We start from the raw sequence: 21,006 nt of genomic DNA, 5'->3' as shown, positions 1-21,006 counted from the left end.
AGGACACTTTTTTTAAACAAAAGGTGTTCTTTTTTTATTCCTGAAAACTTTCTATAATGATGTCAGTACAGTGATGATGAAATACTTGCTTCGGCGGGTGCACAGCAGATATTTCATTTTCTATGTGGGGGAATCTGGAGGAAAGATATGAGTAAATATTATTTAGCAGTAGACATTGGGGCGTCAAGCGGAAGACATATTTTGGGACATCTGGAAAATGGAAAGATGGTTCTGGAAGAGATCTATCGCTTTCCGAACGGCATGAAGCCGGTAAACGGAGAAAAAATATGGGACATTGAGGCTGTTTTTGGAGAAGTTGTAAATGGAATGAAAAAGTGCAGAGAACTGGGAAAAATACCGGTCAGTGTCGGCATTGATACATGGGCAGTAGACTTTGTACTTCTGGATGAAAACGATAAGAGACTGGGAAATGCCGTAGCGTATCGCGATGACCGCACCAAAGGTATGGATGCGAAAGTTTATGAGACGGTAGCCGAGGACGAACTGTATGCGACAACCGGTATTCAGAAGCAGATCTTCAACAGCATCTATCAGCTGATGGCCTTAAAAGAGAAAAAGCCGGAACTTCTGACAAAAGCCAGGACATTCCTGATGATTCCTGATTATCTGCATTTTCTGCTTTCCGGCGTAAAAGCGCAGGAATATACGAATGCAACAACAACCCAGCTGGTGAATCCAAAAACCGGAGACTGGGACAGAGAAAGAATCGAAAAGCTGGGTTATCCGGTCGAAATGTTTTTACCGATTCAGGAGCCTGGTACCGCGATCGGACATTTAAAAGAAGAAATCCAGAAAGAAGTTGGGTTTGACTGTAACGTAGTGCTTCCGGCAACACACGATACCGGATCTGCAGTGGTTGCCGTACCGAGCAATGACAAAAACGTTCTTTACATCAGTTCCGGAACCTGGTCCCTGATGGGAACGGAACTTCTGGAAGCGGATTGCGGAAAAGAAGCGATGCAGCGGAACTTCACAAACGAGGGCGGCTACAACAGAAGATACCGTTTCCTGAAAAATATCATGGGACTGTGGATGATTCAGTCGGTGCGGAAAGAAATTGCGGCAGACCAGAGCTTTGGCGAAATCTGCGAGAGTGCATCAAAATGTACGATTCCGTCCATCGTGGATGCAAACGATGACCGTTTCCTGGCACCGGAAAACATGACCGCAGAAGTGCAGAAAGCATGCGAAGAAACCGGTCAGCAGGTACCGCAGGGAATCGCCGAAGTGGCAGCTGTAATTTACAACAGTCTTGCAAAATGCTATGCGGCAACATTACAGGAACTCGAGGAGCAGACGGGATGCCGTTACGACAACATCCATGTCGTAGGCGGCGGCGCCAATGCTGATTACCTGAATCAGCTGACGGCAAAATATACGGGAAAAACCGTACTGGCAGGTCCGACCGAGGCAACCGCAATCGGAAACCTGGCCGTACAGATGATGGCAGGAGAAGAACTTGCGGATCTGCAGGATGCGCGCAGCTGCATTTTCCAGTCGTTTGCGATTAAGCAGTACCCGGCTGTTTAACAAAATTAAGGAAGTATCCTGCTTCCATTGCGAAAAGCAATAAACAGTATGAGAGAAAAAATAGAAATCAAATTCTATTTATGTTTATGGCAGGATTGCTGCAAGGCAGTCTGCCAGTTTACAGAAAGGAGAGCAACATGTTAGTTGAAACAAAAGCAAAGGTGGGTGTATTTTCCATCGCACTTGGTGCGTATCTTCCGCAGTTTCCAAGCCTGGTTCCAGAGTTTGAAGCACAGTATGAGGCATTCAAAAAAACTATCCCGGATACCGTGGAACTGATCGACGGAGGCATTGTTACCACAAAAGAATTATCCATGCAGGCAGGAGATAAATTCCGCGCCGCAGATGTAGACCTTGTCATCTTACAGCTTTTAACGTATGCGACCAGCTACAACATGCTTCCGGCCATCCGTGACTTAAACGTACCGGTTGTCCTGGTCAATGTACAGAAACTGAAAGCGCCGGACTATGCAAATACCGATACCCCGAAATGGCTCGGCGAGCTGTATGCGTGTGGCGCAGTCGGTGAGATGGTAGCAGACCTGGAGCGTGCCGGAAAACGTCATGCTGTTATCACTGGTGTGGTAGAAGGCGGTGATGATTACGTGGCAAAAGAGATTGCAGAGTGGTGCCGCGCAGCACAGGTCCGCAGAAGATTCCGCTATACCAATATCGCACAGATTGGCCGTCCGTATCCGGGCATGATGGATCTGTATATCGATGAGACAAACCTCTACAACCGTATGGGCCTCTATACCAAACAGTTCGACTGGGAGAAAATGTGGGCCATTGCCGATCATATCACAGATGAAGACGCGATCCGTGCGAAAGCAGAGGATATTTTGAATACTTTTGATATCGAAGGCGGTGCAACGGTGGAAACCGTATGGGATATGGCAAAATATGTCGTTGCTTTTGAAGAGTGGGTAAAAGAAGAAGACCTCGGCATGATCGCGTCCCATTACGACGGATTCGCCCAGGGAATTGCTGGAAAACTGGACAGCATGCTGATCCCGGCATTTTCCATGCTGATTAAGCAGGGAACCGCCTGCGCCGTAGAAGGCGACATCAAAGTTGCCATGGCGATGAGTATCCTGAAAACGATTGCAGGAACCGGCCAGCTTTCCGAGATGTATTCCATCGACTTCAACGAGGATATTTGTATTATCGGTCATTCCGGATCCGGTGATGCCGATATTTCCCAGGCAAAGAAACCGACCATGAAGATCGTAGATGTCTTCCACGGCAAGACCGGCGGCGGATATCTGACCCAGTTCTATCCGCCAGTTGGCGATGTGACCTATCTTGGCATTACCCAGGATAAAGACGGCCACTTCAAATTTGTTGTTGCAGAGGGCGTAAACGAAGACGGCCCAATCTTTACCTTCGGTGATACCAATATGAGAACCCGCTTCTCCATCGGAGCAAGAGAATTCTGCAACCGCTGGAGCGAGGCAGGCCCGACGCACCATATGGCAGCAGCAGTGGGACGTCATATTGACACCATTCTGAAAGTGGCGAAGATTCTGGATGTGCCGGTAGATGTGATTTGCCGGTAAAATGCAATCAAATAACAATAAATTTGCGAGGCCACAGTTTTACAGACAATCTGTAATCTGTAACCTTTACAAATTACTATAAAAGTATACAGAACAGAAAGGAAACAAAAAAATGAAATTTTTAGACGCAGAATTCGTACAGGGATTTATCCGCATGGCAAACGATGGATGGGAGCAGGGATGGCATGAAAGAAATGGTGGAAACCTGTCCTATCGTGTAAAACCGGAAGAAGTAGAAAGTGTAAAAGGAAACTTTGAAGCAAAAGAATGGCAGCCGATTGGCACAAGCGTTCCGGCACTGGCAGGAGAGTATTTCCTGGTAACCGGAAGCGGCAAATATTTCCGCAATGTCATCATCAAACCGGAAGACAGCATCTGCATGATCGAGCTGGATGAGAAAGGTGAAAATTACCGTATCGTCTGGGGGCTGGTAAACGGCGGAAGACCGACTTCCGAACTGCCAAGCCATCTGATGAACCTGGAAGTAAAGAAGCTGCAGGATGAGCGTTATCGGGTTGTTTATCACGCACACACAACAAATATCATTGCCCTGACTTTCGTTCTTCCTCTCGAAGATAAAGTATTTACAAGAGAACTGTGGGAGATGGCAACCGAGTGTCCGGTTGTATTCCCGGCCGGCATCGGCGTTGTTCCGTGGATGGTTCCAGGCGGCAGAGAAATCGCCGTTGCCACCAGTGAACTGATGAAAAAATATGATCTTGCCATCTGGGCACATCACGGTATGTTTGCAGCCGGATTTGATTTCGATCTGACCTTCGGCCTCATGCATACCGCAGAAAAATCGGCAGAGATTCTCGTAAAAATGCTCTCCATGCGGCCAAAGAAACGCCAGACCATCACACCGGATGATTTCCGGCATCTGGCAAAAGATTTTGGCGTTACACTGCCGGAGGAGTTTCTTTACGAGAAATAAACCGGAAAGAATTGTTTTAGCAGACAAGTTGTGAGTGATTGCTGAAAAAATTGTATTGACATTATATGATTTAGAGTGTACGTAAAAGCGCCAGGAGATGAAAACCTGGCGTTTTTACGTGCGAGAAAATATTTGTAAAACTTTTTTGGGGCATAAGAGCAGAACAAACTGTTTTTCAATACAGGAATTCAATTGAGAAAATATGTGAGCAGATGTAAAATAAAATCAGAGATTTTAAGGTACAGAAGCAGGAGCGAAGGGAGGTTAAAAGAGTGCGGAAACAGAAAAGTGAACGGAAAAGAAAGGTGCAGAAATCATTAAAATTCCATCTGATTTATACCGCGTGTGTTGTGTGTGTTCCTGTTTTTCTTGCCCTGTTTTTCATTGTGAATGTATCGATTTTTCTGATACAGGAAAAAATTGCGGAAGACAGCCGGGAAATGCTGAGCATGAATGTGCAGATGATGGATGAAGAATTGCAGAAGGTGTCCTCCTATCTGAAAGAAGATAATGGAGTGTCACCGGAAATGGAAGGATTTCTTTCTGGAAATCAGTGGGAAGAGTATAAAAGTGAGGTCAGTTCTTTTCAAAAAATGGAGGATATTATTCTGCGTTTTCGCTATGTGGATAACTACATATGCTATTTACCTAAAACGGGAAAAAGTATTTGTCGTTTTACAGAAAACAGCGGGGATTTCAATTTACGTGAAGCAGTCAAGAAAGAGATTAAAGAAAATCCGAAAGAATTTTACGGAACCGGGGACTACTGGAAAAACCGAAAGATTCATGATACCAATCTTCTGATGTGCAGCTGGGGGAATGAGGATGTCATCTTGTGTGCATGGACTACGTATGATTCCATGATGACGCTTACGAAAAACTGGAAAAAAACAAAGGGCAGTTCCTACTGTATTACATCAAAGGATGGAGAAGTGTACACGGATCTTCCGAAAGAGATGCATGATCTGGATTTTACAAGAGACAAAGACGGATATTATTTTTCCGGAGAGTACGACAAGTATCTGATTATTCGGGAAGAATCTTCGTGCAGCGATATGCAGATGGTCAGAATTGTGAACCGGCGAGATCTGCTGGGAGCGTTGTGGACGATTCGTTTGCTGAATGTAGCGATTATGGTGGTATTTGCATTTCTAATGCTCCCTCACTTGTTTGTTACATTGCAAAAATATATTTTTCATCCGATTGACCTGTTGGAAAAGGGAATCCGTGAGGTGGAACAAGGTGATTTATCTGTAAAAATTCCAGCGGATGAAAGCAGTACAGAAATGAAACATCTGATTACATCTTTTAACAACATGGTAGGGCAGATCGGAGAATTAAAGATTCGCAATTACGAGGAAAAGATGGAATATCAGAAGCTGATGCTGGATTATATGTCGCTTCAGATAGAACCGCATTTTTATCTGAATGCATTAAACCTGATCAATACAATGGCGCAGATGCAGGACACGGAACTGATCGAGAAAATGACGGAAAATCTTTCGTTATATTTTCGCTATATTACCAGTTCCAGAAATAAGAAAGTGACAATTGGTCAGGAACTGGAGCACATCGGTCATTATATGAATATTATGATGATCCGGTTCGGAGAGTGCTTTCAGTATGAAGAGAAGGTGGATGAATCACTATATTCTTTCCTGATCCCGCCGCTTCTGATCCAGACGATGGTGGAAAATTCCATGAAATATGCATTTGATGTTTATGGTGATACCAGAATTAAAGTAGAAATCCGGGAAGAGACGGGAGAAAAGAATTATGTGGTGATTCAGGTTTCCGATAATGGAAAAGGCTATCCGCAGGAGATTATCTCGCGTTTTGAAGAAGAAATTCCAATGGAGGGAACCCATATTGGTTTGTGGAATGCAAAAATGCGGTTGCAGCATCTATATCCCAATACATCGAAATTCCTGTTATCGAATCAGGAACCACAGGGTGCCGTTACAACAATTATAATAGAAGAAACAGAGGAGAAAAAAGCATGAACTTACTGATTTTGGACGATGAAATTTATACGGTCCGGGCCTTACAAAAAAGTGTGGACTGGAAAGCGGCGGGAATTGATACGGTAGAGATTGCATTTAATACAGAAAAAGCAAGAGAGATCGTATCTCAGAACCAGGTCGATGTGCTGCTTACCGATATTGAGATGCCAAGAGAGTCCGGGCTGGAATTTTTGGAGTGGATGAAAGAACAGGGAAAAGAGTATAAAGCAATCTGCATGACCTGTCATGCGGAATTTGATTATGCGAAAAAAGCGCTGGGACTTGGTGTGATGGAGTATCTGGTAAAGCCGGTGAACCGGGAAGAACTGGTGAACTGTGTGAAAAAAGCTGTTCACGAAATTGAAAAAGAACGCAGAGTGCGACAGAAAAGCGCAGAGGGAAAATTCTGGGAAGAAAGCCGAAAAAGAGTACAGAGAGATTTCTGGCAGGATCTTGTGACGGGAGCGCTTGGAGAAGAACCGGACAGAATTCAGAAGAAGGCGGAGAGATGCGGCATTGCTTATGATATCAATGAACAATACCGTATGGGTTTGTTTTGTATTCGGAATACGAATGAGAGGCGTCAGGAGTGGAAAGAAGATGCAGTACTCATGAAGTCGATTGTGGAGAATATTGCAAAAGATATTCTGAATGGGGAAAAGGAACTGGAAAAAGCAGGATGGAAAGGGGAAACTATGTGGATGCTTTTTTCAGAGAAAGAAACGGAAGATCTTTATGGAAAAATTGAGCATTTTTTGAGCGAACTGGAACGAGTGATGCAGTTGAACATGACGGCTTATCTTTCGGAAAATGAATTTGGAGAAGAACTGCAGAATGTATTGCAGAGACTGGAAGAACAGAATGAGCAGAATGTATCGGTGGAACATGGAATTGTCGATGAAGAGGTGCGGAGAAAATCAAGTGATGAAAAGGCTACCTATTTAAAAAAAGTCAGAGAGATGATTAAAAAGAAAGATTTTGATGGTCTGGAACAGCTTTTTATTACATATGCCAAAGGGAAAAAATATGCGGGACAAAAAGAACTTTTTCTGGAAGGAGAAAAAGTAAAATTTGAATTGCAGCTTTTCGCGCGAGAAAATCAAATTAGTATCGAAGAATTCTGGACAGATGAATTGATCGAAAAATCAGAGGGAATTTACCGGTCGCAGAATCGATATCTGGAATATGCATTGTGTGTGTTGAAACGAACCAGAACGCTTCTGACAGAAAAAGAACAGGAAAGCGATCTTCTGGGAGAAATTAAGAAGTATGTGCAGGAGAATTTGGAAAACCGTATTACAAGAGAGCAAATCGCGGAGAAAGTTCATTTTTCCGAAGACTACCTGTCCAAAATTTTCAAAAAGGAGACCGGAATTTCCTTAAATGAATATATCACACAGGAAAAAATTGCCTATGCGAAGAAACTGATTGAAGAAGATAAAGATTCCATCGGCAATATAGCCGTAAGGCTGGGATACAGCAGCTTCTCGTACTTCTCTGATATTTTTAAAAGAAACACGGGATGTCTGCCGAGAGAATACAGGAAAAAGAGCAGAAATACAGGGGAAACAGAAGAATAGCGGATGAACAGACAAAAAGCAGAAGAAGCCAAGAGAACGGAATTGTGGTAAAATGTCGCAAAAACGATAAATGGGAAATCAGGAAATGAAAAATAATATCTTTTTGGGGATAGATGGAAAGAAAACAGCGCGGAAAAAAGATAATCTGGCACAGAAGGCAGTTAGAAAAAACTGTTCACAAATCGTAAAATAGAATTACAGAAAGAGGGAAAGAGAGCATAGAAAAAAGCTCTCAAAACGATCTGAAAATCAGACAAGGGAGGATTTGTGATCTATGAAAATGAAGAAAGTTGCAGCAATGGGAATGGCAGCCGTAACGGCACTCTCCATGCTGGCCGGATGTGGCAGCAGCGGTGGTTCATCAAGCAGCAGCTCGGCAGAAAAAACAGCGGAAAGTGGAAGTGCACAGGCAACATCCGACAGTGGAGAAGCTGAGGATATTGTATTTGCAATACCGTTAAGTAAGACCGTTGATATGTCCCCAATTGAGGATGAAGTAAACAAGATCACGGAAAACAAGCTGAATGTTCATGTAAAAATCGAAGGAATTTCCATGGCGAACTACAGCAATCAGGTTGGACTGATGATGTCCGGCGGTGAGCAGATTGATATTGTGAGCTGGATTGGTACATACAGCTCACTGATTGCGAAAAAACAGCTGATGCCGATGACGGACCTGATTGATCAGTACGGTGCAGATGCAAAAGAGGTACTTGGAGAAGAATTCTTAAAGTCCACAACCAGCAACGGAGATCTTTATGGACTTCCGGTTAACAATGGAAAAGCAGCTGTTTTAAATCTGGTTATTCGAAAAGATCTGGTAGAAGAACTGAATCTTCCGGTAGATCAGCTGACTCAGGCAGCAGATTTTGACGGCTACTGCAAGAATTTGGATTTGATCACAGAAATGTATGCCAAAATTCATGAAGCACATCCAGAAATGGCATGTGTAGTTCCAAGTCAGACAAATCCGAATGGATTTATGATTACAGGAGTGCCTTTTGTGGATGGTTTAAACGACTCGCTTGGTGTACTGATGCCAGGTGAGGATTCCAAACTCGAAAATATTTATGCAACATCAGAGTTTGAAAAACTTTGTGAGTATGCATACGATTGGAATCAGTCAGGATATGTTCTGGAAGACGCGACAACAACACAAGAAACAAATAATACTTATATGCAAAATAATCGTGCTGCTACATTCTTTATTACAGGAGAAGAAGGTCAGGCAGAACAGATTACAACAGCGACGGGTGTTGACGTAGAATCTATTAAATTAGTAGAACCTTATATTACGACAGCCTCTGTAAATGGTATTGGATTTGGTATTTCTTCTACCAGTAAGCATCCAGAAGCGGCCATGAAATTCCTGAACGAAATGTACAGTAATGCAGATCTGGTCAACCTGTTAGACTGGGGAATTGAGGGCGTTCATTATGAAGTCCAGGACGATGGAACGGTTGATTTTCCGGAAGGGGTGGATGCCAGCAATACAACGTATGGTCTGAACATGGACTGGTTCTTTGGAAATCAGTTCTTAAGCAAAATCTGGGGTAAAGGAAGAGATACTACCATCTATGAGAGACTGGAAGCAAACAACAAAAATGCACAGTTCACACCGGTTATGGGATTCTCTTATAACAGTGAGCCGGTATCCACAGAAATTGCAGCAATTTCCAATGTAACAAATCAGTATCTGCCAGGCTTACAGTGCGGTTCCCTGAATCCGTCTGAGACCATTCCGGAATTTTTACAGGCACTCGATGACGCAGGTATCAATGTTGTAATCGAAGAAAAACAGAAACAGCTGGATGAGTGGAAAGCAAACAATCAGTAAACAGAGAAATAGTCAGTAAAGAAAAACGCAGGCTGCTGCACGGGTGCAGCAGCCTGTTTTGATGACAGACAAACTGATACAAAGTGTAAAAATGGAGTGGCAAGAAATATGACGAATAAAAAGAAAAAAGGCCTGAGAAAACAGTGGCCGTTTTATTTGATGGTACTTCCTGGAATGTTGTATCTTCTGATTAATAATTATGGACCTATGGCGGGACTGTTTATCGCGTTTAAGAAAATCGATTATTCATTAGGTGTCTGGAAGAGCCCATGGGTGGGACTGAAAAACTTTACCTATTTATTTAAAACAAAAGCAGCTTTTCAGATCACAAGAAACACGATTCTTTACAATCTGGTATTTATCGTTCTTGGTACAGTTCTCGGAATCGCAGTCGGCATTATGCTCAGCGAACTGCGGCATAAATGGGAGACAAAAATATTCCAGACATTAATTCTTCTTCCATATCTTCTTTCCTGGGTTATCTGTGCGTATATCGGATATGCCTTTATGAGTAAAGAAACTGGTCTGATCAATGGCGTACTGAGCAGTCTTGGCATGGCGAAGATAGACTGGTATAACGATGCCGGAAAGTGGCCGTTTATTCTTACTTTTGTCAATTTGTGGAAAGGCATCGGTTATGGTTCCATTGTTTATATGTCCACAATTATCGGTATTGACCGATCTTTGTATGAATCGGCCATGGTAGACGGAGCCAGCAAATGGCAGCAGATCGTCAAGATTACCCTGCCGTTATTGAAATCCACCGTAATCATGATGCTGATTATGAGCATTGGCCGTATGTTCTATTCCGATTTCGGTCTGTTCTATCAGATCCCGATGAACTCCGGAAGTATTTTCTCGACCACGCAGACAATTGATACGTATGTATACCGTGCACTGATGCAGCAGAACGATGTAGGAATGTCTTCTGCAGCCGGTTTCTATCAGTCAATCGTTGGATTTATCTTAGTACTGTCCGCAAACATGATTGTCCGCAAACTCAGTCCGGATGATGCAATGTTCTAAAAAGGGGGAAAAGAAAAATGGCAAATGTATTAGGAAAAGGAGAAAAGATTTTTCAGGTCATTATCCATATCTTTTTGATCCTGCTGGCACTCTGTGCAGTTTTACCGATCTGGATTCTGGTTGCCGGTTCGATCACCGGAGAACAGGAACTGATTTTAAGCGGCTATTCATTTATACCGAAAACACTGAGCCTGGACGCCTATAAATATCTGTTTTATAAAGGAGCCGATATCCTGCGTGCTTATGGTATCACCATTTTTATCACGATATTCGGAACGGCAGTGAGTCTTCTGATGACACCGCTTCTTGCGTATCCGCTGTCCAGAAAAGACTTTAAAGCAAGAAACATTTTCGCTTTTCTGGTCTTTTTTACGATGCTGTTTAATGGTGGTATCGTACCGTCTTACATCATGTGGACGCAGATTTTTCATATGAAAAATACAATCTGGGCACTGATTGTACCAGGTCTTCTGATGAATGGATTTAATGTTATTCTGATGAAGAACTACTTTGCACAGAATATTCCGCCGGAACTGATTGAAGCAATGAAAGTGGATGGAGCCGGAGAGTTCTGCATTTTCTTTAAAATGGTACTTCCGCTGTCTCTTCCGATTATGGCAACCGTAGGCCTCTTTGTCGGAATTGGTTATTGGAATGACTGGACAAATGGTTTATACTACATTACAGATACTTCGCTTTTCAGTCTGCAGAATCTGTTGAATCGTATTTTACAGGATGTGCAGTTCTTAAGCTCCAGCACCTTGTCGCAGGCAGCCGGAGGCGCAGCAGCGCAGACAACCATGCCGTCTGTCAGCATCCGTATGGCAATTTCCGTTGTTGGAATTCTGCCGATTATGATCCTGTATCCATTCTTCCAGAAATACTTTGTAAAGGGAATTACAATTGGAGCGGTAAAAGGCTGATATAGCAGAAAACAGGAAACCGAAAGCATGAAAAACAGAAGGTATCAAAACATGGAGGTGTAGCAAAATGGAGTTTCAGATCCCATATACGAACTGGATCTGGCTTCCGGTGTGGGGGCCGGACGACCAGGAGGAATGTGCGCTGGCTTATTTTAAAAAGAATGTGAAGCTAGACGCCGTTCCGGAAGAAGCGTGCGAGATTGAAATCTCGGCAGATTCCAGATATAAACTGTATGTCAACGGAGTATTAGCAGAACTTGGTCCAAGCAAGGGAGACCGGATGAAATGGTATTACGATACCGTCGATCTTGGTCCGTTCCTGAAAGAAGGAGAAAACAGCATTGCCGTAGAAGTTCTGCGGTATCCGATGAACAGCCGGAAAGGTAATTATGGTGTTTTCCGTACAGAGACACCGGGCTTGTATGTGAAAGAAAAACCAGGAAAGGTTTCTCTTGGACTGAATGCAGATGCTACCTGGAAATGCTGGAGGGAAAAAGAGTTTCATATTGTCTCAGAGAATCCGTTTTTTGCACCGCTCCAGATTCTGGAGGAGCGCAGCGGAGACGGCGAAACGGCGGGATGGAAATACAGCACTTACGATGACAGCAAATGGGAAACGGTAAAAGTATATAATGAGTTCGAGATGCCAAAAGCAGTTTCTCCGGGAAATCTGTTCCCGCGTCCGATTCCGTATATGAAAAAAATCCCGGCAGAATTTCCTGGTGTCCATGGAAAATATGAGGCAGAAGCTTCAACCCGGGAAGCTTGGAATGATGTGCTGCATAAGAAAGGAACCATTACGATTCCGGCAGGCTGTACCGTATGCGTGGAAATCAATGCAGGCGAAGAAATGACGGGATTTCTTTCTTTACAGCTAAAGCAGGGAGCAGGAGCAGAAGTAAAAATTCTGACTTCCGAGTGTTATGTAGAAAAAGAGAAAGGTGAATCCGACCATCCGATGCGGCTGCCGAAAAAGGGAGACCGCTGTGACTGGGAAAATGGAGAGCTGAACGGTTATACCGACACGTATCACGTAGCGGGATATGGCGATGCCGAACAGGAAGAGATCTATGAACCATTCTGGTTCCGGACCTTCCGTTTTGTCCGGCTGGAAATCAGGACAGCGGAAGAACCGCTTGTCGTTACAGGCTTTGATTATATGGAAACCGGATATCCACTGGAAGTGAAAACCAAAGTGGAAACGTCCGATGAAAGCCTGAAAGGCGTGTGGGATATCAGCCTTCGGACTTTAAAGAGATGCATGCATGAAACGTACGAGGACTGTCCGTTCTATGAGCAGCTGCAGTATGCGATGGATTCGAGAAGCCAGATTCTTTATACCTATATGGTATCGGGAGATGACCGTCTAGCCAGAAACTGTATGGACGATTTCCGGCGCTCCCAGCGCTATGATGGGATGATTAACTGCTCATACCCGACCTGGGGACCGAATGTTATTCCGGGATTTTCTATTTATTATATTTTGATGCTGTACGATCACATGATGTACTTTGGTGATCCGGAATTTTTACGGCAGCACATGGGAGCTGTGGATGGAATTCTGGAGTTCTTCCGGAGAAATCTGGATGAGCGGGGTCTGGTAGGAAAAGTCGGAGGCATCAACGGCAGAGCAAAATACTGGTCTTTCATCGACTGGACAAAACAGTGGGATGAGACAAGCGGAATGCCGCGTGCCGGACTGGAAGGGCCGATTACGATGGAAAGCCTTCTGTATATCCTGGGTTTGGAATATGCTGCAAAAGTTCTCGAATATCTGGGAAGAAACAGTGTGGCAGAAGAATACCGGGAGCGTGCCGCGAAAGTCCGCGATGCGGTGAACCGCTGGTGTGTGGACGAAAATGGCGTATACATCGATGGACCTGGCGTAAAACAGTACAGCCAGCATTGTCAGGTATTTGCATTACTGGCGGGCTGTGTAGATCCACAGAAAGGCGCAGAGAACCTGAAGAAATCCATGGAAGATCCGGAAACTTATGCACAGTGTTCCGTGGCAATGGCGTATTATCTGTACCGAGCACTGGAAAAAGCCGGTATGTACGCAGAGACGGAAAAGTGCTGGGATCTCTGGAAAAAAATGGTAAAAGACAATCTGACCACCTGCGTGGAAGACGGCGTAAACGGCAGAAGCGACTGCCATGCGTGGGGATCGCTGATCCTGTTTGAGCTTCCGGCGGTTGTCCTAGGCGTTCATCCGGCAGCACCGGGCTATGAAAAGATTGCCGTAGAGCCAAATCCGGGCTATCTTGAATGGGCGAAAGGTGAGGTTATTACGAAAAAGGGAATGGTGAAAGTTTCCTGGAAAAAGACGGAATCTGGTGTGGATGTAGCGTATGAACTGCCACAGTAAAAGGAACGACGCAAGTCATAGACGAAAACTATGACTTGCGTCGTTTTTGTACATGACAGAGCGGGTAGTCCGACAGAACAATTTTAGTCCGGCCACACAAAGTGTGCGTTCCCTGCTTCGAGCCCGTCAATCAGAATATTCTGCCCGGTGCAGAACCGGTTCGTCACGGTCATGAAATACGCCCAGTCGGCAGCCTCCTTGACGGTCATCCACCTCTTCAGCGGTGTCAGATCCATAATCTGATCCCAGAGCTTTTTGTCCTCCATGACCGGCAGATTCAGCTCCGTCAGTACGCCGCCAAAGTCAAGGCTGTTGCACGTTCCGCCGTACGGTGCAATGCGGAGTGCCACATTTTTCGTATAAGCGAGCACGCCGCCTTTACTTGCCGTATACTCCGGAAATTCTGCACCGGTGTGGCCGCTGGCCGATCCGATCATAAGAACGGCGCGGATTCCATCATGAATCCCGTAGGATTCCGTGATCGCAATGGTTCCCTTCAGATTGATATCAATATCATCTTCATTCTGCACGCCGGCGTTGTTGATAACAATATCAAACGGCGCAAGAGACGGATACTGCTTTTTATCGCGGATATCGAGACAGAAGTGGGTATAATGCTCCTGCACAATCGAAGCTGCTTTCCGGTCAAAGCCGGTAACGTCAAATCCTTCTTTTAGAAATTTTTCCGCAATCGCTTTCCCGATTCCGGAACTGGTTCCTGTGATAAGTACACGCATATGATAACCTCCAAGTCAAAGATTACCCACATTATACCGCAAACCCGCCGTGTGATCCAGAGAAAAGGAGAGGCATTTCCGGATTGCTTGGCATCCCAAGAGAGCTGCCCGTGGCAGGTCCTGCCGGTGTGCTCGAAATAGCAGGAATTGGCCTGAACGATCCGATTTGGTTTCCAAAAGAGAACAAAGGAATGAAAGTAAAACGTGGAAAAATCAACGGATTTATGGTACAATGTGCGCATAAGCGTCAGGCACCGAGCGACAAGACAGATCCGGAACATTTCCGACCAACGAAAAGCATCCATTCCGATTGTGCCAAAATAGACGTAAAACAGGTGCGGCGGCATTCTGGAAAAGAGGAGAAGACCATGGAAAAACAGAAAAAGATAGCGCTGATTAACGATTTGACCGGCTTTGGCCGGTGTTCCACAGCCGTGATGGCGCCGCTTGTGTCAGCGATGAAGATTCAGGCGGTGGTAGTTCCGACCGCGATTCTTTCCGCACATACGCAGTTCCCGACGTATTACTTTGACGATTATACGGACCGGATGAAGGATTACATTCAGACATATAAGGATCTGAAGCTCGATTTCGACGCGATTTCAACCGGTTTTCTGGGATCGGAGCAGCAGGTAAACATTGTGCTTGATTTTATCTGCCATTTTAAGACGGACAACAATTTCGTCATCGTTGATCCGGTAATGGGAGATTATGGAAAGCTGTATCGAACCTACACAAAAGAGATGTGCGACAAGATGAAAGAACTGGTTCACTATGCGGACATCATTACACCGAATCTGACAGAGCTGTGCACACTGCTCGATATGCCGTACCCGGAAAACGGGGCATCCATTGAGGAGCTGAAAGAAATGTGCTCCAGACTGGCAGAGCGGGGGCCGAAGCACATTGTGGTGACGGGTATCCATTTCAATCAGACACAGATTGCAAACTTTATCTATAATAAAGGAGAAGATTTCCAGATTGTCATGGTAGACCGGATCGGCGGCGACCGGAGTGGGACGGGAGATGTGATCGCGGCGATCATTGCGGGAATGTATCTGAACGGCCACAGTCTTTACGAATCCGTGAAAAAGGCGGCAGACTATGTATCGAAATGCATCCGCTACTGTGAAGAGAACGAAGTGCCGAGTTACTGGGGACTTAGTTTTGAAATGTTTATGAAAGATCTGACGGAGGAAAACTGATGTATTTATATACCGTAACCGGAGCCGTCGGCGAGGAGGGATACCTCGACCTTGCAAAAAGCGGCGATTTAACCGGAAAAAATGTCTATGTCAACATGACGAACAAATGTCCGTGCAGCTGTGTGTTCTGCCTGCGCCAGACGAAACAGCAGCAGGAGGGAAATACACTGTGGTTAAAAGAGGGCGAGCCGTCCGTTGAGACGATGCTGTCGCTGTTTGCAAAGTACGATCTGAGCGTAATCAACGAGCTTGTATTCTGCGGCTTCGGCGAACCGCTGGAGCGCCTTTCTGATGTCTGTCAGGTGATTGATGCGCTGAAAAAGCAGTATCCGTCCCTGAAAGTACGCCTGAACACGATCGGACTTGCAAATCTGATTTATGGAAGAGATGTCACGCCGGAATTAAAGGGAAGATTCGACACCGTTTCGATCTCTTTAAATGCACCGGATGAAAAAGAGTTCCTGGAGCTGACACGCTCCCGCTTTGGGCTTCAGTCATATGAGGCGCTCAAGGAGTTTGCTGTCCTTGCGAAACGGTATGTGCCAAATGTTGTCATGACCGTGGTGGAAAAAGTTATGCCGGAAGAAAAAATCCAAAAATGTCGGGAAATCTGCGATTCCCTTGGCGTTACGCTGCGGGTAAGACCGTTTGAAAATTAAAAGATAAAAGCTTAAAATTTTTAAGCTTTTATCTTCTTTATCTTTCCCTTGTGTTTTTGACGGGCATTGCCTATAATAGAAAAGAAAAACAAAAGAGAGGGAAAGACGTATGAACGAATCTAATGGAGTCATTCGTGATGCGAGAAAACTCGGCATTCCCAAAATGCTGATTCTCGGATTGCAGCACATGTTTGCCATGTTCGGCGCAACCATTCTGGTGCCGATTCTGGTAAACAGCTACTTTGTGGATGCATGCGGCGAGGGTCCGTCGAGAGGCCTTACCGTATCCGTCACACTGTTCTGTGCCGGTTTTGGAACTCTGCTGTTCCATCTGTGCGCGAAATTTAAAGTTCCGGCATTCCTTGGTTCCTCGTTTGCATTCTTAAGCGGTTTTGCCGCTGTTGCAAATCTGAACACGGGAAAATATGCCAATATGAGTGTCAACGACAAGGCAGCCTATGCCTGCGGAGGTATTGTGGTAGCAGGTATTCTGTACCTGATCTTTGCCCTTATCATCCGCCTGGTCGGCGTAAAACGCGTGATGCGTTACCTGCCGCCGGTTGTCACAGGTCCGGTCATCATCTGCATCGGCCTGAGCCTTGCAGGTTCCGCCATTGGAAATGCTTCGACCAACTGGTTCCTGGCACTGGTGGCACTGGCTGTCATCATCATTTTCAATATCTGGGGAAAAGGAATGTTCAAAATTATTCCGATTCTGATGGGTGTTGTGATTGCCTATGCCGTGGCCGTGATCTTAAACGCACTCGGGATCAAAAACCCGGACGGATCCGTCATCATCAACTTCGCACCGGTTGCGCAGGCAGGCATCGTCGGACTTCCGCCGCTGCAGTTCTGCAAATTTGATCTGACGAGTATCATGATTATGGCGCCGATCGCGATTGCTACCATGATGGAGCATGTCGGCGATATGTCCGCAATCTCTGCAACGGTAGGAGAGAACTTCCTCTCCGATCCGGGACTGCACAGAACGCTGCTTGGCGACGGTCTTGCAACGGCAATGGCAGGTCTCATTGGCGGACCGGCAAACACAACGTACGGTGAGAACACCGGCGTTCTGGAACTGAGCCGTGTTCATGACCCGAGAGTCATCCGCATTGCTGCAGTTTTTGCCATCATTGTCAGCTTCATTCCGAAGGTATCGGCACTCATCAGCACCATGCCGTCCTCCATCATCGGAGGCGTCAGCTTTATGCTGTACGGTATGATTTCTGCCATCGGTGTGCGTAACGTCGTTGAGAACAAGGTAGACCTGACGAAATCAAGAAACCTGATTATTGCGGGTGTAATCTTTGTCTGCGGACTTGGGTTCAGTGACGGCATTTCCTTTACCATTGGCGGAACGACCATCACCCTGACTGCACTTGCAATTGCAGCGATCGCAGGAATTCTGCTGAATATGATTCTTCCGGGCAACGATTACGAATTCGGCGTAAACGAGACCGGAGACGAGAACAGAGGAATCCACGCATAAAAAGCAAAAAGAAAAAGATCTGTATTTTCAGAACCTGTTATGAAAAATGACAGGTTCTGAAAATACAGATCTTTTTTTCTTTTCAGACTATTTTATCCGTTCAAACGCGATCCGTGGGGAGTGATTCAGGACGTAGATGATGCCGCACTGTTCAAATCCGTTTTTCCGGATCAGATGCTGCATGATTTTGTTGTCTGCATGTGTATCGATACGCAGATGCGGGATCTGTGCCTGACAGTAAGCAACGATCTGCGAGAAAAATCCATGGATCGTTCCATCCGAGGCAACCTGGTGGATGGTGCCGTATGGCGCATCGGAAAGCCAGGAGCCGTCGTCGATCTGCAGATACGTCGGATCTTCACCGATGATGAAGGCAAAGACGCCGTGCAGTACGCCGCCTTCTTCGAGGACAAAGAGCTGACGGTCACGGATGCGGTTGCGAATCAGCGCTTCCGGCGGAAAATGATTTCCCCATTGATTCGGATTTCCGGTTTCCTGCATAAAAGAGCGGGCGTATGCATAGATTGCCATGATCGATGAAAAATCATTTTGGACGGCAGGTCGTATCATGATAAAATTCCTCCTTTTGGTTCGAAATCAGCAGTTTTATTGTAACACAGTGAATGGGGAAGCACAAGAAAGAGAAAACAGGATTTGACTTTTCAAAAAATCCTATGTACAATGAAGTTAGTTGAGACTAACTAAAAAGCAAAAAGGTAATTTCAGGTTATCCATCAGCCGGTTCCGTATCAGAACAGCAGAAAGGAAAGAATATGAAACAAAGTAAAAAACAAAATGAGACGGCGGGTATGAATTTTCTTCGCTATCTCGGACCGGGGCTTCTTGTCACGGTCGGCTTTATCGATCCAGGAAACTGGGCATCCAACATTGCCGCAGGATCGGGCTACGGCTATGAGCTTCTGTGGATGGTTACGCTGTCCACGATCATGCTGATTTTTCTGCAGCACAATGCGGCACATCTTGGCATTGTCACAGGAAAATGCCTCTCCGAGGCGGCAAGCGTCTATCTGCCATCCTGGCTGAAAAACACGATTCTCGCGACGGCGATGATGGCAGCAGTGGCGACTGCAATGGCGGAAATTTTAGGCGGTGCGATTGCACTTCAGATGCTGTTTGGCATTCCGGTCAGGCTTGGGAGCATGATGATTCTCGTGCTGGTTCTGATCTGTGAATTTACAAGTGCCTACAAACGGATTGAAAAACTGATTATTGTGTTTGTGTCGCTGATCGGTTTTTCGTTCCTCTTTGAGGTCTGGATTGCCGATATTGACTGGGCGAGGGCGGCCGTCGGCTGGGTGAAACCGTCGTTTCCAAAGCATTCGATGCCGGTTATCTTAAGTGTCCTCGGCGCGGTTGTGATGCCGCACAACCTGTTTCTTCACTCGGAAATTATTCAGAGCCGCCAGTGGAATCTCGAGGATGGTGCGGTGATCGCGCGCCAGCTGAAATATGAGTTCAAAGATACCCTGTTTTCTATGATGATCGGCTGGGCCATCAACAGTGCGATGATTCTGATGGCGGCCGCAACCTTTTTTCAGCCGCAGAATGCAAAACAGGTGGATGATCTCGCAACAGCGGGAAGGATGCTGACGCCGCTCCTTGGAAATGCCGCTTCTGTGATTTTTGGCGCTGCACTTCTCCTTGCTGGAATTTCGTCGAGCATTACCGCGGGAATGGCGGGCGGAACGATTTTTTCGGGAATTTTTAACAAGCCGTATGAGATGAAAAGTCAGGAGACACGCGGGGGAATCCTGCTGACCATGATCCCGGCGGCCGCGGTGATTCTCCTGATTGATTCCCCGTTCCAGGGGCTTCTCTATTCACAGATGTTCCTGGGAATGCAGCTTCCGATCACGGTGTTTACACAGCTCTATCTGACTTCGTCGAAAAAAGTCATGGGAAAATATGCAAACAGTCTGCGGCTGAAATTTGTCTTATTTGGCATTGCGGCGATTGTGACGTTGCTGAATCTTGCGCTGCTGTTTTTGCAGTAAAAGAAACAAAAACGGGAAGAACTCCGCCGCCGGCACCTGGAAAAGGTACCGGCGTGCGGAGTTCTTCTATTATAATATGCTCTCCATGCAGGCATCGACAAAGTCCTGCAGAAGAGGGGAAAGATTTCGGCCCTTTTTCCAGATTACGGCGATCTGTGTTTCAAGGTCACTTTCTAAGAGCGGCTGGATGCGAAGACCCTGACAGAGAGAACTCATGGACTGCGGGAAAATGGCGGTAGCAAGGCCTTCCTTTGCCCAGAGCATCGCGCCGCGGGGATCGTCGCAGACACAGAAGAGATCGGGTTCCATGCCGCGCGAGTGGAATGCATCCATGATGAGTGACTCGTACCGGCGGTAGATGATAAGTGGAATATTTAAAAGATCCGAAAGTTTTAGCGCTCCGTTCTTCTCGGGAAGCATATCTTTGGAAGAAACGGCAATCATAGGTTCAGAGCTTAAAATTTTATAGTCGACATCATCGAGCCGCAGCGGCGTGCGGGCAATGGAAATATCAATGATGCCGTCCATCAGATAGCGGTACAGGGTGTAGGTGATGCCGTCATGCACTTCGAAGTTGACGTCGGGATTGCGGCGGGAAAAAAGCGAGACACACGGCATGATTGTCGCAACTGTGGTCGGTGTGATGCCAAGTCGGAGAACCCGCTTTTTGCCGACCTTTGCGACCTCAAGCTCCGTCGATTTCACGTACTCGAGCAGGTTGGCGGAGCGGTCGTACAGCAGTTTTCCGGCCTCCGTCAGACGGACACCCTGGCGGGTGCGCTCAAACAGGATGACGTTCAGTTCCGTTTCGAGCTGTTTTAACTGGTAGCTGAGCGGCGGCTGGGACATGTTGAGGCGGCGGGCGGCCTCATGGATGCTTTCGGTTTCCGCGATGACACGGAAGTATTCGAGCTGACGCAGTTCCATAGGGGAAGCTCCTTTCGTAAAAAATTCTATGATATAAAAATTATATCACTAAGCGATAAAAACAATACTAGTCGTATTAATCATATGAGATTATACTGTCAATGTCAAGGTGCCAGGATTGCGGAGTACAAAATACGGAGCGATCCGTTATGGCATTGAAGAAACAAAGAAATGGAGAGTGAAAAAGAAG

At 45.8% G+C, this 21,006-nt stretch carries 16 protein-coding genes; 13 read left to right on the top strand and 3 right to left on the bottom strand.

From position 1 onward, the window contains the following. Positions 1-147 precede the first annotated feature (147 nt). The 9 genes from rhaB (at position 148) to DW642_RS06820 (ending at position 13,781) form a co-directional block, all read left to right on the top strand. Entirely contained in the window at positions 148-1,551 is a 1,404-nt protein-coding gene (rhaB, locus tag DW642_RS06860; protein ID WP_117509694.1) for a rhamnulokinase, read from the top strand. Positions 1,552-1,688: 137 nt separating this feature from the next. Further along, positions 1,689-3,110 carry an arabinose isomerase gene (locus tag DW642_RS06855; RefSeq protein WP_117509693.1) on the top strand — a complete coding sequence of 474 codons (1,422 nt, stop codon included), beginning with the start codon at positions 1,689-1,691 and terminating at the stop codon, positions 3,108-3,110. A gap of 112 nt (positions 3,111-3,222) precedes the next feature. Next, entirely contained in the window at positions 3,223-4,044 is an 822-nt protein-coding gene (gene rhaD, locus DW642_RS06850) for a rhamnulose-1-phosphate aldolase (RefSeq protein ID WP_117509692.1), read from the top strand. Positions 4,045-4,316: 272 nt separating this feature from the next. Then, the gene (locus DW642_RS06845; RefSeq protein ID WP_117509691.1) at positions 4,317-6,047 is read left to right on the top strand and encodes a sensor histidine kinase; all 1,731 of its coding nucleotides are present in this window, start codon (positions 4,317-4,319) and stop codon (positions 6,045-6,047) included. Then, positions 6,044-7,627 carry a response regulator gene (locus DW642_RS06840; protein WP_117509690.1) on the top strand — a complete coding sequence of 528 codons (1,584 nt, stop codon included), beginning with the start codon at positions 6,044-6,046 and terminating at the stop codon, positions 7,625-7,627. Before DW642_RS06845 ends, DW642_RS06840 begins: the two co-directional genes overlap by 4 nt. A 274-nt stretch (positions 7,628-7,901) precedes the next feature. Beyond that, the gene (locus DW642_RS06835; RefSeq protein ID WP_117509689.1) at positions 7,902-9,464 is read left to right on the top strand and encodes an ABC transporter substrate-binding protein; all 1,563 of its coding nucleotides are present in this window, start codon (positions 7,902-7,904) and stop codon (positions 9,462-9,464) included. Between the two features lie 108 nt (positions 9,465-9,572). Beyond that, a complete protein-coding gene (locus DW642_RS06830; RefSeq protein WP_117509688.1) occupies positions 9,573-10,490 on the top strand; it encodes an ABC transporter permease in 918 nt (305 codons plus the stop codon). Positions 10,491-10,507: 17 nt separating this feature from the next. Further along, entirely contained in the window at positions 10,508-11,413 is a 906-nt protein-coding gene (locus tag DW642_RS06825) for a carbohydrate ABC transporter permease (protein ID WP_117509687.1), read from the top strand. A 67-nt stretch (positions 11,414-11,480) separates the two neighbouring features. After that, positions 11,481-13,781: an alpha-L-rhamnosidase-related protein gene (locus DW642_RS06820; RefSeq protein WP_117509686.1), complete on the top strand. Its 2,301-nt coding sequence runs from the start codon at positions 11,481-11,483 to the stop codon at positions 13,779-13,781. A gap of 83 nt (positions 13,782-13,864) precedes the next feature. Here the strand turns inward: DW642_RS06820 and DW642_RS06815 are convergent, their stop codons facing one another. Beyond that, positions 13,865-14,518, bottom strand: coding sequence for an SDR family NAD(P)-dependent oxidoreductase (locus DW642_RS06815; RefSeq protein ID WP_117509685.1), 654 nt, complete (start codon positions 14,516-14,518; stop codon positions 13,865-13,867). 110 nt (positions 14,519-14,628) lie between these two features. Between DW642_RS06815 and DW642_RS06810 the strand changes: the two genes are divergently transcribed. The 3 genes from DW642_RS06810 to DW642_RS06800 all read left to right on the top strand — a co-directional run bounded on the left by DW642_RS06810 (position 14,629) and on the right by DW642_RS06800 (position 17,874). Next, positions 14,629-15,723 carry a pyridoxamine kinase gene (locus DW642_RS06810; RefSeq protein WP_242991141.1) on the top strand — a complete coding sequence of 365 codons (1,095 nt, stop codon included), beginning with the start codon at positions 14,629-14,631 and terminating at the stop codon, positions 15,721-15,723. Next, entirely contained in the window at positions 15,723-16,382 is a 660-nt protein-coding gene (locus DW642_RS06805; RefSeq protein ID WP_117509684.1) for a TatD family nuclease-associated radical SAM protein, read from the top strand. The genes DW642_RS06810 and DW642_RS06805 overlap by 1 nt, the downstream gene beginning before the upstream one ends. Before the next feature lie 109 nt (positions 16,383-16,491). Then, entirely contained in the window at positions 16,492-17,874 is a 1,383-nt protein-coding gene (locus DW642_RS06800; RefSeq protein ID WP_117509683.1) for a uracil-xanthine permease family protein, read from the top strand. 87 nt (positions 17,875-17,961) lie between these two features. Here the strand turns inward: DW642_RS06800 and DW642_RS06795 are convergent, their stop codons facing one another. After that, positions 17,962-18,444 carry an N-acetyltransferase gene (locus DW642_RS06795; protein WP_117509682.1) on the bottom strand — a complete coding sequence of 161 codons (483 nt, stop codon included), beginning with the start codon at positions 18,442-18,444 and terminating at the stop codon, positions 17,962-17,964. A 203-nt stretch (positions 18,445-18,647) separates the two neighbouring features. Between DW642_RS06795 and DW642_RS06790 the strand changes: the two genes are divergently transcribed. Beyond that, entirely contained in the window at positions 18,648-19,889 is a 1,242-nt protein-coding gene (locus tag DW642_RS06790; RefSeq protein ID WP_117509681.1) for an Nramp family divalent metal transporter, read from the top strand. A 69-nt stretch (positions 19,890-19,958) separates the two neighbouring features. On the opposite strand, the gene DW642_RS06785 is transcribed toward DW642_RS06790, so the two are convergent. Continuing rightward, positions 19,959-20,816 (bottom strand): LysR family transcriptional regulator, encoded by an 858-nt coding sequence (locus DW642_RS06785; protein ID WP_117509680.1) that lies wholly within the window; start codon positions 20,814-20,816, stop codon positions 19,959-19,961. Between the last annotated feature and the right edge of the window lie 190 nt (positions 20,817-21,006).

Source organism: Blautia sp. AM23-13AC (assembly GCF_003435675.1).
In the GTDB taxonomy this organism is placed as follows: Bacteria; Bacillota; Clostridia; order Lachnospirales; family Lachnospiraceae; genus Fusicatenibacter; species Fusicatenibacter saccharivorans.
Note: the sequence above shows the minus strand (reverse complement) of the source record. Positions and strands in the feature narration are given on the sequence as shown.

Bases quoted from the DNA above. Each gene is read 5' to 3' on its own strand.
- rhaB (WP_117509694.1), top strand. From the start codon at position 148: ATGAGTAAATATTATTTAGCAGTAGACATTGGGGCGTCAAGCGGAAGA.
- DW642_RS06855 (WP_117509693.1), top strand. From the start codon at position 1,689: ATGTTAGTTGAAACAAAAGCAAAGGTGGGTGTATTTTCCATCGCACTT.
- rhaD (WP_117509692.1), top strand. From the start codon at position 3,223: ATGAAATTTTTAGACGCAGAATTCGTACAGGGATTTATCCGCATGGCA.
- DW642_RS06840 (WP_117509690.1), top strand. From the start codon at position 6,044: ATGAACTTACTGATTTTGGACGATGAAATTTATACGGTCCGGGCCTTA.
- DW642_RS06835 (WP_117509689.1), top strand. From the start codon at position 7,902: ATGAAAATGAAGAAAGTTGCAGCAATGGGAATGGCAGCCGTAACGGCA.
- DW642_RS06830 (WP_117509688.1), top strand. From the start codon at position 9,573: ATGACGAATAAAAAGAAAAAAGGCCTGAGAAAACAGTGGCCGTTTTAT.
- DW642_RS06825 (WP_117509687.1), top strand. From the start codon at position 10,508: ATGGCAAATGTATTAGGAAAAGGAGAAAAGATTTTTCAGGTCATTATC.
- DW642_RS06820 (WP_117509686.1), top strand. From the start codon at position 11,481: ATGGAGTTTCAGATCCCATATACGAACTGGATCTGGCTTCCGGTGTGG.
- DW642_RS06815 (WP_117509685.1), bottom strand. From the start codon at position 14,518: ATGCGTGTACTTATCACAGGAACCAGTTCCGGAATCGGGAAAGCGATT.
- DW642_RS06805 (WP_117509684.1), top strand. From the start codon at position 15,723: ATGTATTTATATACCGTAACCGGAGCCGTCGGCGAGGAGGGATACCTC.
- DW642_RS06800 (WP_117509683.1), top strand. From the start codon at position 16,492: ATGAACGAATCTAATGGAGTCATTCGTGATGCGAGAAAACTCGGCATT.
- DW642_RS06795 (WP_117509682.1), bottom strand. From the start codon at position 18,444: ATGATACGACCTGCCGTCCAAAATGATTTTTCATCGATCATGGCAATC.
- DW642_RS06790 (WP_117509681.1), top strand. From the start codon at position 18,648: ATGAAACAAAGTAAAAAACAAAATGAGACGGCGGGTATGAATTTTCTT.
- DW642_RS06785 (WP_117509680.1), bottom strand. From the start codon at position 20,816: ATGGAACTGCGTCAGCTCGAATACTTCCGTGTCATCGCGGAAACCGAA.